Consider the following 12,328-nt stretch of genomic DNA (forward strand, 5'->3'; position numbering starts at 1 on the left):
ATTCATCCCCTTAGTCTTGCAAAACATAAGTACCCGGTGCATCACAAATCGGCTTTATTTCCGCATTAAAGGAGGGCTCAATTAAATCACCAGAGCGTTCCTTCAACCAATCGGCTAATTCAGGCCACCAAGATCCATCTTGTGTTTCATGCTCAGCAAACCATGTATCAGGATCTTGATAACGATCGGCATGTTTACGTGTCGCTATGCGATAACGGCGACGGGGGTGACCCGGCTCAGAAACAATACCGGCATTGTGCCCTCCACTGGTCAATAGGAAAGTCACATCGGTATCAGCAAGAAGGTGAAGTTTATAAACCGAACGCCAAGGAGCCACATGATCTCGTTCAGTGCCGACTGCAAAAATAGGGACTCTAATATCAGAAACTGCAATTGGCCGGCTATCGACAATATATCGGCCTTCAGCCAGTGCATTATTTAAGAAAAGTTGACGAAGATACTGGGAATGCATCTGGTAAGGCATACGAGTAGCATCACTGTTCCACGCCATTAGGTCATTCATCTTAGCCCGTTTACCCATCAGGTAATCATGCACCATACGTGACCAGATCAGATCGTTGGAACGCAGTAGTTGGAAAGCTCCAGCCATCTGCTTAGTATCTAAGTAGCCTTGCTCCCACATCATATCTTCTAAAAAGGTAACTTGGCTCTCATTGATAAACAGCATCAATTCACCCGCTTCGGTAAAATCCGTTTGGGCAGCAAATAAAGAAAGACTTTTAAACCGTTCATCACCATCACGTGCCATCGCTGCAGCGGCAATAGAAAGTAATGTTCCCCCGAGACAGTAACCTACCCCATGAACAGGTTGGCCTCCTGTAATCTTATCTATATGCGCTAATGCATTCATAATACCGAGGGTACGATAATCATCCATACCGAGATCACGATCATCATGGTCTGGATTTTTCCAAGACACCATAAATACAGTGAAGCCCTGTTCTGTCAGATACTTAACGAGGGAATTCCCTGGTGAAAGATCAAGAATGTAATACTTCATGATCCATGCTGGGACGATAAGAATAGGCTCAGGATGAACTTTTTCAGTCACTGCATCATACTGAATCAATTCTATTAAGCGATTACGATAAACCACCTTGCCCGGCGTAATCCCGAGATTTTTGCCGACTTGAAACCCTTCTGTGCCCGCTGGTTTTTGATCATTAAGCATGCGCTGTAGGTCATCTAGGAAGTTTTGCATTCCCCGCTGTAAGTTCTGCCCGCCCTCTTTTTGTGTTTGTTCCAGCAATTCAGGATTGGTCAACAGATAGTTGGAGGGAGAGAAAAGATCTAAGATTTGTCGCGTTGCGAACTCAACCACATTTTCATGCTGCGGAGTAACCCCCCGTACACCCGTTGTTGCGTTGTACCACCATTGCTGGTTTAACAAAAAAGATTGGTAAAAGAGATTGTAGGGCCATTTCTGCCACGCCTCTCCACTAAACCTTTTGTCTTGAGGTAATGGATCGATACAGGGACAAGGAGATGCCGCTTCAGGATTAACGCCCGGCGCACAAAAACCTGCATAATTTGCCAGACGTATGGCTTTTTTAAGCGCTTTTTCAAACAGTTGAATCTGCTTGCCCGGTGCTGTAACAAGATGAGCCGCCCAGTCAGTATAAGCCGCGGATAAGCCGCTCGGAGAAAGCCCCCCCGTAAAACGCGCTATAGATGCGTTAACACTCTTATCTAGCGTCTCTTGAAAAGAAAGTGGATAGTATGAATCTTTACCCAACAGTTGAGTAAAATAATCTGTAGGGCCTTTATGAGCAAAGCTAGCATGACAAGCAGTACTTGCCTCCCCTTGCTCTTTTGCCTTAACTTCACCTGCCTGATCGGTCTGATTACTACCAGACTGCTCTAACCCGTGCGATTCCATCTTAAATCCCTCTTATATCTTATGGAACATTCTGCTCTCTATATGCTAAGAGTATAGTCAAAATGCTGCAGCGCGACATTGAGCGAGATTAATTTTATAGCTGTTTCTTATCCAATTTTAGAGAAGTTTATTGTGCATCGCATCATTCAATCTATTGCAGATTAACGACTAACAGCGATGGAACGTCTAAATAACCCAAGACTAGCACTAAAAAAGATACTACCTAGACCTATCATAATCAGCAGTTGGGGCCAAATAATTGTGATATCAGCGCCACGGAAGATCACTGCCTGAGCAAATGACATATAGTGACGGGAAGGTAAGAACCAAGTCACCGGCTGGATAATTTCAGGCTGACTCTCAATTGGCGTTAGACCACCGGAAAGCATAGTTATAGGTATGATCACCATAATCATCAACAACGCAAACTGCGCCATAGTACGCGCTATAGTGCCTAAGAAAATGCCTATAGCGGCAGCAGCAAATAGATAAATAGTTGTCCCTCCCACCAGCAGAAAACGGGATCCACTAATCGGTACATCCAGAATGGTTTCTACAACGATGAGCATAGACAGAGAAAAGGCAACAAGAATAATGAGTCCATTAGCTAAAACCTTAGACATCACGATCTGAAACGAGCTTAGCGGCATTACCAATAGGTGCTCGATAGTGCCATGTTCACGCTCACGCAACAGTGCGGCCCCAGTGAGTATAATGGTAATCATAGATATCTGATTAATCAGTGCATTAATCGCGCCAAACCACATACCTGTACCATTGGGATTAAAAGCGCGGCGCTGGACTAACGTCACGGGATAAGCTGTTGTTTCATCAGAACGGTTGATAAAGTGATTAACCTCATCAACAACAATGTTTTGAATATAACTGTTACCTAAACTGGCTTGAGTCACCGCCGTGGCATCAATATCGATCTGAACACTAGGCTGGCGGCCTCGGCGTACATCTTCCTCAAATTGTGGAGGGATTTGGACAACAAACATAAACCGATCCAGATCCATAGACGCATCAATCTCAGCAGGCGAGATAAGTTCGGGCGTTTTAAAATAAGGCGGATAAAGGGCGTTTGCAATAGCACGCGAAAGTGTCGAATGATCTTCATCAACGATCGCAATAGAGGCATTATTAACTGATTCACTGGTCGCTGTAGCTTGCGAATAGATTGCTAAACTAAACGAATAGATGATCAGTATGACCATCACTAGATCACTAAAAACGCTACGCAGCTCTTTAATACCAAGCCAGAAGATATTGATCCAAGTTTTCATCTTCAGGCCTCCTGCTTTTTCAAAAATGTAGCCGCAATAATGACTAAAATCGGCCCAAACACAGCAAGTAGAAGAATATCCCCCATCAATTCAGAGAAACTTAACCCTTTAGTAAACGCGGCTACACTCAGGTGCATGTAATAGGTTGCGGGCCACAATAGACCGATTAGATGTCCGCCCCCCTCCATAGTAGAGGTCGGTTGAACTAAACCAGAGAAATTAATTGTCGGCATAATGGAGAGAATAGCCGTAGCAAAAACCGCCGCCACTTGAGATTTTGTAACAGTTGAGATCAATAAACCAAAGCTAGTCGCAGCAAAAATATAGAACAATGCTCCTAATGATAAACCTAATAGGCTCCCCTTCAGAGGCACATCCAGCAGAAACACCACCAGCAAGGTCAAAATAATAAAGTTGACCATACCAATAGCAATATAGGGCAATTGCTTACCGAGCAAGAATTCAAATCGGCTTGTTGGTGTGACATAAAAGTTGGTGATAGTACCGATCTCCTTCTCCCTTGCCATACTTACCGCCATCAAAATCGCTGGGAACAGTAATAACAACATAGCTGGAGTCTTCGGCCCCATAGAGTAGATGGTCTCGAAAGAAGGGTTATAACGATAGCGTGGCTCAAGCGTGACTTTTGAGACCGCACTTGCATCAACACCTGCATTCGTCGCTAATTGCGTCAGATAATGAATATGTGCACCGCTGACATAACCGGCAATAGTGCCTGCTCGAGTGGTATTAGCGCCATCGATCCACGCTGAAACACTCGGTGCTTCTCCTTTTTTAAGGTCGCGACCGAAGCCCGGTGGGATCTCTATAGCTAAGGTAATATCATTGGACTTCAACCGCCGTTCAAGCTCATCTTTACTGGTTAACGCCGGTTGTTCACTAAAATAACGCGAGCCTTCAAAGTTACTCAGATATTCACGACTTTCCGGGGTTTTATCATTATCGAGTGCAGCATAAGTTAAATCTTCAACATCCAATGAGATGCCATACGCGATAACAATCAACAACAGAGAGCTACCAAGAAAGGCAAACGCCATACGCACTGGATCTCGCATCACCTCCATAATTTCGCGATAGCTATATGCAAGCAGCCTGTTTAGACTAAACCCTTGTTTTTTTGTCTCTGACGACTGAGGGAGCTGAACATCGCTCAACCCTACAGCGGTTTCAGCTAGTGAGGTGGCTGGAATAGCACTATCATTATTCGCTTCATCACTCTTATCACCGATCGCGTCTTCAAGGTAACCAATAAAAGCCTCCTCTAACGAAGCAGCTCCTTTTGCCTCAACCAAGTGCTTGGGCTCATCATAAACCAGTACCCGCCCTGCATGCATAAGTGATATACGATCACAGCGCAGCGCTTCGTTCATAAAATGGGTGGAGATAAAGATTGTTACTTTGTCTTTCCGTGAGAGCTCAACCAACAACTCCCAAAACCCATCTCGCGCAATAGGATCTACACCCGATGTAGGCTCATCGAGAATCAGCATCTCCGGCTCATGGATAACTGCAACCGCTAAAGAAAGGCGCTGACGAATACCTAAAGGTAAGGATGATGCCAATACACCCAGATGTTCACGCAAACTAAAACGTTCAACAAGGGTATTAATACGCTCAGCGGTTTTCTCCGGCGTTAAATGGAATAAGCGGGCATGTAATTTTAGGTTTTGCTCGACACTCAATTCACCGTAAAGGGAGAATGCCTGAGTCATAAAACCAACACGTTTGCGGGTTTCCAGATCATCCGCATTAACAGAATGACCAAACAGATAGGCCTCGCCTTCTGAAACTGGCAACAATCCTGTTAACATTTTCATCGTCGTTGTTTTACCGCAACCGTTTGAGCCAAGAAAGCCAAAAATCTCACCCGCTTGTATCTCAAAGCTAACATTATCAACCGCAGTAAAATTCCCAAAACGGCGGGTCAAATTTTTAGCGACAATCGCGGGCTCCCCACCCTTTTCTTCTAAAGGTGGAATAACCAATTCACTCATGTCACCACGTTTACTTTCAGGCAACAACCGCACAAACGCCGCTTCCAAATCCTCAGCGCCGGTTTTCTCTTTTAAACTCTCTGGCGTACCTGTATCAAGTACTTGACCGGCATCCATAGCCACCAGCCAATCAAAACCCTCTGCCTCATCCATATAGGCGGTGGAAACCAGTACACTCATTTTAGGACGTTCTTTACGAATGGTTGCGATCAATGCCCAAAACTGACGCCGAGATAGGGGGTCTACGCCCGTGGTAGGCTCATCTAATATTAGCAGATCAGGATCATGAATCAGCGAGCAGCAAAGACCCAATTTCTGTTTCATCCCCCCTGACAGCTTACCTGCAGGTCGGGAAAGGAAGGGATGTAGCCCCGTTGCTTTAGTTAATCGCTCAATGCGTGTTTTACGCTCACTTGTGCTTTGGCCAAAAAGCTTACCGAAGAAGTCGAGATTCTCTTCAACACTTAATTCTGCATACAGGTTTTTACCTAGCCCTTGGGGCATATAGGCAATCCCAGGGCCAACAGTTTTTCGATGATCGACCGAAGTCATATCACCGCCCAGCACCTCAAGATGCCCCTTTTGCAATTTACGCGCGCCAGAGATCAGCCCCATCAAAGTCGACTTACCAACACCGTCGGGACCCAATAAACCGACCATTAAACCAGAAGGAATATCCAGCGTTATATTATCAACGGCATGAACCTTTTTGTAGCTATGTGTAACACCCTGAATACGAGCGATCGGACGATCCTGTTCAGCCATAGTTGGCACCCGCTAGTGGTTACTAATGTTATCTGGATTAATTTTTGCTGGAAGCTTCTGGAGGAATGCTGGCCACTCAGGTAGCGCTTCGCCCGGTAGTGGAGCAAGCTGAATATAAGCTACACCTCGCACCCCTGTTTTTACACGGTCTATATACGCCTGTACTAGAGTTTCAGGCACGCGCACTTTGACACGAAACATGAGCTTTTCTCGCTCACTCGCTGTCTCCACCTCTTTTGGTGTAAATTGGGATTCGGGGGAAACAAAGCTAACCCTTGCTGGAATCGCTACATCAAGAATATCTAGCTTCACCCGCGCCTCAGCACCGATAGAAACACGATGAGCCTGAGATGAGGGCAGAAAGGTCTCCATATAAACATCAGCAAGATTCACTAGTGTTAACACTTTACCACCACTGCCTAATACTTCACCGGGTTCCGCAAGGCGATACAATACTCGTCCTAAACTTGGCGCGACTAAGACGGCATCATCAATCTGTGTCTGGATTCCCTGTGCATCTGCCCGTGCCGCATCAACATTACGTTCCTGCGATACCAATGTGGCATTAGCTGCATTCAGATTTGCCTTAGCAACAGCGACCTCACTTACACGGGTGTCATAAGACTCTTTACTGGTATGACCTTTTTTCACCAGTTCCCGCGCGCGACTCAGTTCCTGTTCGGCAAGAATAAGCTTAGCCTTAGCTTGTGCAATAGATGCCTCTGCCGCTGCTACTTGGCTTTCGGCACTCGCAATGACCGCCTCTGCACGTAACAATTGAGCATGCAGTTGAGCAGTATCAATCGTTGCAACGACTTGCCCTTTCTCAACAAGGTCGCCCTCTTTCGCAGAGATCGTTTCTACACGCCCAGCGATTTTTGTTGATATATCAATCTGTACCGCTTCAATACGTCCATTCCCCGAAGCGAGACCTTCCGGCAGTTCAGGTGCTTGAAGGTTCTGCCATAGGAGCCAGCCGCCTACAGTGGCAAGTATTAAAACCACAACAATTATTACTCGCTTCACGTCTTTCTCCATTATCCAAAATTCGTCAACAAATCATTATTAAATCGTTGTACCTAGTTATTACAAACAGCACTAGTCCTGTTATTAACAACACTATGTTCCATCTCGGCATATTTGATCATCAGGGAGAGGCACGTAGATCAGCCAACAATCAGACCTATACGTACGGTGACTTCACATGTCGTTTAAACAAAAAGTTAACTTAATCCTAAAGTAGTATCGAACAAACCGGCTGAAATTTCCTTGATGTCAATCACCTAGGTATAGAACAGGAACGACATCACTAAAATTCAGAGGGGGCTATTCGGGCAAGTAACGCAACGAGGTCGCATAAATCTAGTCACATAAACCTATGTAATTACCCCACCGATCCAAAGCGGATAGTTAACATTAAATTAGCATACTGAAATATAAGACTCAAACCTTCATAAGGTATAAACACAGCATTGGTAACAGTGATATGCAGATAATTTTCTATTGCGGGGGACTCAAAATAAATCATTATGTTATATTATAATTATTTATTTCATTAGGACAGGTGATCGCAGTGGGTGCCACAGAGTCAGTAGACAGTAATACTTATTTAGAGCATTACCAGCATGAAAATAACTATGTAACAGGAGACTCTCCTGCAGCGATGACATCAATCTACGAAGAACAGGTCAATCTAGTTATTGTACAACGCTCACTACCTGATGAGATCGCGCTCTATTGCCAAGAACTAGTTCATAACAAACCACATTTTAATCTCCGCTCTGTGATCAACCATAAAACGGCGCTAGCGTCGCTAAAATCCTCACTACCTGATTTGGCAGGACAATCCGTATTTTTAGACGATCTCGTTTTGTTAGTAGAGATGTATAGCTGCTTGTTCGAGCTTGATGAGATAGGCCTACGATTACAAGTGTTAGATCGCGCTATGTGCCCCCGCTTCCATATAGATAAGTTAGGTTGTCGACTGGTGAGCACTTATCAAGGGCTAGGAACCGAATGGCTCAGCAATGACGATGTAGATCGTAGTAAACTTGGGGCTGGTAATATGGGCTTAAGCGATGATGTCTCGGGCCTATACTCCCAAGCAGCTGACATTCAGCAAGTAAACAAAGGTGATATTGTTCTACTAAAAGGCGAAGGCTGGTATAGCAATGAGGGTTTAGGAGCCGTTCATCGATCTCCTGCTGTAGCACCCGGTGAAAAACGCGTAGTGCTGACACTGGATTTTGCCTGAATAAAACGGCCTATCTGTTTCTAGATGACAGCAGTGGCATGATTCTGGGCGGAAAAGATAACCGCCCATTCGCTTTAAAAATATTTAACATCAAACCCTTACAAAAAATTCAGTGGGATTTTCAAATACTGTAAACCATTACTTTCCGCTTTTGGAAACTCCCCTGCTCGGATATTTACTTGTACAGAGGGGAACAAAAGCTGGGGCGAGTCTAAAGTTTTATCACGGCTATTACGTGCGCTGATAAATGCGGTTTCATCCACCTTATCGTTTATATGAATATTATGCTTACGCTGCTCTGCAACGGTTGTTACCGATTGATGTGTACGTGTAGCAGGCGGGTAGTCATGGCACATCATCAATTGGGTATCCTCAGGATAAGCAAGAATTCTACGAATTGAAGCATATAAGGTTTCTGCAGACCCTCCTGGGAAATCACATCGAGCAGTACCAACATCTGGCATAAATAAGGTATCACCCACAAAAATCATCTTTTCAGCTACGACATACGCAATATCAGCCGGTGTATGGCCGGGGGAATAAAGCGCCTTGCACTGAATAGATCCAATAGTAAATTCCTCATCCTGATCAAACAGGTAATCGAAATTAGCGACTAATTCATCATCAGATTCAGACACATTAAACAGTTTTGAGAAGCTATGGATCACTTGAGTGACCTGCTGACTAACCGCTATCCGTCCACCGACTTTACTTCTTATATAAGTTGCAGCAGAGAGGTGATCCGCATGGATATGGGTTTCAAGAATCCAGTCAACGTTAAGCTTCATCTGCTCAATAAATACGAGAATCTTATCCACAACGTCAGTATTCGTTTTACCTGAGTTAGCTTTGTACCCAAGTACTGAATCAATAACCGCACACTGACTACCTATACCTGAATGAATCACATAACTGAAGGTTGATGTAGTGCTATCAAAAAAGGGTTCTACTACAGGTGCCATTAATTAGCTCCAGAGGCTTGGTAAGAGATATGTATGAGGAAATTTTGCAAGTAGAATAAAGCGTTGTGTTATTAACTGGCCGGCAAGGAAAAAAGCCGGTACCCAACAAGTGGGTACCGACTATAAAACGCTAGTAGGTTTTGTACGGAAGGAATTTACCTGAAAGAACGACATTTACACGATCGCCTTTAGGATCTTCTTCGCGCTCAATATCCATAGAGAAGTCGATCGCGCTCATAATACCGTCACCAAACTCTTCATGGATCAACTCTTTAATCGTACTGCCGTACACGCTCACAATCTCATACCAGCGGTATAACAATGGGTCCGTTGGTACAGCGGTAGGTAACGAGCCTTTGTAGGGTGTAACTTGCAACCAAGCGATCGCTTCATCTGATAATTCAAATAGTTCACCTACTTTTTCAGCCTGCTCTTTGTCGAAGGTCATCTGGCCTAAACATGCAGCAGTAGTCCACTCTTTTGAAAGACCAATAGCTTCAGCCACAGAACTCCACTTAATACCTTTGCGCACTTTAGCGGACAAAATCAGTTGTGTTACTTCTTCGCGATTACTAATCATGTTGTCTTCCTTCAATAAAGATCGATGTCATTGTTTGCACAGCTGTATGTCATTACAACCCTGCTATAAAAGTTATGCAGCTTGAGTCTGTGAACCTGACCCCACTTTTAAATGGGCCACTAGCTGGTTCTCTATTGTTTGTTCCATAATCAAGGTTTCTGCATCTTCATAAATCAACGTCCAAGCTACATCAGCTACTGGTAGTCCATTTATCACCACTGGCAATGAGCGGGTTTTCAACCGCACTACCGGTGTACTGTGCTCATAGCCACGGCTATCGTGCTCAAGAATGGCATGGGCAATTGATTTAGCTTGGTGCTTGATCGGTTCAATAAAGCGACAGGGCGTACCTTGGATACTGATGCAGTCACCCAACGCATAGATATCGGGTTCACTCGTTTGCAACGTGTTCGTATCCACCTTAATACCTCGCTCAAAATCCAACCCCGCATGACGGGCAATACGGTTATCGGTCATAAGACCTGTTGCCGCTAAGACTTGATCAACGTCAAGTGTGCTACCTCGCTTAAAATGGATCTGCTTCTGTCCATTAGGTAACTCAGTAATCTCTGTAATTTCATCATTCCCCCTATAATCCACGCCTAAACGGGAAAGGCTTTCTGCCAAACGCTTAGAGGCTAAGGTGGGCAGTAAACCGGCTAACGGGAGGTCATTGCGATCCAATAATGCAACCTGATGTCCAGCGCGAATAAAATCTTCCGCGATTTCACAACCAATCATTCCTGCACCGACAATAGCGATCTTCTGGGGACCTTTTGCCAATGCTTGTTGCATACCAGACCAACTATTCAAATCATTCACTCGCCAACACAGACTAGGGGGTAGCTGCTTAGGCAGAGCCGGTTTAGCGCCCTGAGCTAATATTAATTTTGTATAGGTTAATGAGCCCCGAGTAGTACGTAACTGATTTAATTCAGGCGTAATACCCACAACAAAGGTGGATGATATGAGCTGCACACCTAAACGACGTGCGGCATCAATACCGGTTTCTTTGATCAGTGCTGCTTTATCTAAACCCCGACTAATAGCAACCGATAACTCAGGCTTGTGATAAATATCACCCTGACAAGCACTAACGAGCGTGATCGGCACCTGTTGATCAAGTTGACGAATCGCGTCAACAGCGGCCCAACCTGCCAGCCCTGCACCCACAACGACAATGCCTAGTTCACTGCTGAAATTTTCAGCTTGCTCGATAACTGCGGCTACTGGTTTTTCAAATAATTCAAAATCTGTTTTGGTAACACCGCAAAGAGGGCACTCCCAATCATCGGGTATATCTTCGAAACGGGTACCCGGTGCTAAACCACTATCTGGATCGCCCTTCTCTTCATCATAAATAAGGCCGCAGGCACGACAGAGATACTGTCTCCATTCTGGAAATTGGTTACTCATGCTGGTACCTCCTCTCGCATTTGCTTAGCCATTTCCCAGCGAAGGTGTTTAATGGCTGGTGTGACTATAGCGACGAAATGCGCTTCACGAATACGGCGTTGGGGAGCCGCGCTCATTAAATAACCTTTGGCACCTTGATGTAGCAGTGACGACTGGGAGGCTTTAAGGCATAACTCGGCCCCTTGAGAACGCACATCTAACACATCAAGGAAAAATTCTTTACTACCCTCATAAGGGGTTTTCGCTAATACCATCGTGCGGGCAACCAGGTCATCAAACTCAGCTTGCAGTTCATCTGGACGGTTGTGGAGGTATTGATTTACATGACCTAAGGTAGGTTCGACTGCCCTCATAGAGTCAATAGATCCCTGAATAATACCGGCTGCGATGCCTACCTGTAGTAGAACAAAAGCACCGCGAATACGTTGTATAAAAGGTCGTGCAGGATCAGCAATCATCTGATCTTCACTGACAAAATAATCGACGAGCGTAATAGCCCATGTACTTGTACCTTCCATGCCGGAAAACTCCGGACAGGCACGTAAACTTACCCGCTCATCTAAATCCAGTAGGAACATAATCTCGTGGGAACGACTGCCGTCACTATGGTCGACCGCAGCAACCGCGCCACAATATTGGCCTTTAGCTATATGACTCACCCAAGGCAAGGTGCCACTGACACTGTAACCACCGGGTACTTTTTTAGCTTTAAAGGCCATATTTTCAATACCGGCGAGGGCTTTCATCGGATTAGATAACCCTGTACCACCAAACGTTAGCCCCGCAGTATGATCACCAAGCCGTGCGAGCAAAGCGGGGTTACCTGATTGCTCCATATATAAGCCACATACATCATGGGCCCAGGTCAAGAAACCTGTAGCACCACAATGACGACTAATTTCACTCATCGCTGAAATCGATAAATCAAACCGGCAACCATGCTGATCTAAATGACCAGCATAAGCACCGGCCTGACCGAGGCTTGCCATGATATCGAGCGGGTAGTACCCCTCATCAATACGCTTAGCTGCTGGCGCAAGTTGTTGCTGCGCAGCCAAACCGACATCGGCAAGCACCTTGGCATCATCGGCCCAACGAGCTGTAGTAGCTGTAGGAGCTGTAATTGAAGAAACTGCAACGCTATTCATGG

9 protein-coding genes are annotated in these 12,328 nt (G+C 45.2%); 1 reads left to right on the forward strand and 8 read right to left on the reverse strand.

Going from position 1 to position 12,328, the window contains the following annotated elements:
• Positions 1 to 10: 10 nt before the first annotated feature.
• The 4 genes from Q4486_RS05690 to Q4486_RS05705 form a co-directional block, all read right to left on the reverse strand.
• Positions 11 to 1,900 carry an alpha/beta hydrolase gene (locus tag Q4486_RS05690; RefSeq protein WP_303518688.1) on the reverse strand — a complete coding sequence of 630 codons (1,890 nt, stop codon included), beginning with the start codon at positions 1,898 to 1,900 and terminating at the stop codon, positions 11 to 13.
• A 161-nt stretch (positions 1,901 to 2,061) separates the two neighbouring features.
• Positions 2,062 to 3,186, reverse strand: a complete 1,125-nt coding sequence (locus Q4486_RS05695; protein ID WP_303416735.1) for an ABC transporter permease — start codon at positions 3,184 to 3,186, stop codon at positions 2,062 to 2,064.
• 2 nt (positions 3,187 to 3,188) lie between these two features.
• Positions 3,189 to 5,966 carry a ribosome-associated ATPase/putative transporter RbbA gene (gene rbbA, locus Q4486_RS05700; protein ID WP_303518689.1) on the reverse strand — a complete coding sequence of 926 codons (2,778 nt, stop codon included), beginning with the start codon at positions 5,964 to 5,966 and terminating at the stop codon, positions 3,189 to 3,191.
• A gap of 12 nt (positions 5,967 to 5,978) precedes the next feature.
• On the reverse strand, positions 5,979 to 6,992 hold the full coding sequence (locus tag Q4486_RS05705) for an HlyD family secretion protein (RefSeq protein WP_303416738.1): 1,014 nt from the start codon (positions 6,990 to 6,992) through the stop codon (positions 5,979 to 5,981).
• Positions 6,993 to 7,539: 547 nt separating this feature from the next.
• Here Q4486_RS05705 and Q4486_RS05710 point away from each other — a divergent pair.
• Complete coding sequence (locus Q4486_RS05710) at positions 7,540 to 8,220, forward strand: DUF1826 domain-containing protein (RefSeq protein ID WP_303518691.1); 681 nt, start codon at positions 7,540 to 7,542, stop codon at positions 8,218 to 8,220.
• Positions 8,221 to 8,318: 98 nt separating this feature from the next.
• Here the strand turns inward: Q4486_RS05710 and Q4486_RS05715 are convergent, their stop codons facing one another.
• From Q4486_RS05715 to Q4486_RS05735, 4 genes are all read right to left on the reverse strand, one after another.
• Positions 8,319 to 9,182, reverse strand: a complete 864-nt coding sequence (locus Q4486_RS05715) for an MBL fold metallo-hydrolase (RefSeq protein ID WP_303518693.1) — start codon at positions 9,180 to 9,182, stop codon at positions 8,319 to 8,321.
• A gap of 130 nt (positions 9,183 to 9,312) precedes the next feature.
• On the reverse strand, positions 9,313 to 9,762 hold the full coding sequence (gene cynS, locus Q4486_RS05720; protein WP_303518695.1) for a cyanase: 450 nt from the start codon (positions 9,760 to 9,762) through the stop codon (positions 9,313 to 9,315).
• A 72-nt stretch (positions 9,763 to 9,834) separates the two neighbouring features.
• Positions 9,835 to 11,178 carry an FAD-dependent oxidoreductase gene (locus Q4486_RS05725; RefSeq protein WP_368500060.1) on the reverse strand — a complete coding sequence of 448 codons (1,344 nt, stop codon included), beginning with the start codon at positions 11,176 to 11,178 and terminating at the stop codon, positions 9,835 to 9,837.
• Positions 11,175 to 12,326 carry an acyl-CoA dehydrogenase family protein gene (locus tag Q4486_RS05735; RefSeq protein WP_303518697.1) on the reverse strand — a complete coding sequence of 384 codons (1,152 nt, stop codon included), beginning with the start codon at positions 12,324 to 12,326 and terminating at the stop codon, positions 11,175 to 11,177. Before Q4486_RS05735 ends, Q4486_RS05725 begins: the two co-directional genes overlap by 4 nt.
• Positions 12,327 to 12,328: the final 2 nt, after the last annotated feature.

This window comes from Neptuniibacter sp. 2_MG-2023 (genome assembly GCF_030547495.1).
In the GTDB taxonomy this organism is placed as follows: domain Bacteria; phylum Pseudomonadota; class Gammaproteobacteria; order Pseudomonadales; family Balneatricaceae; genus Neptuniibacter.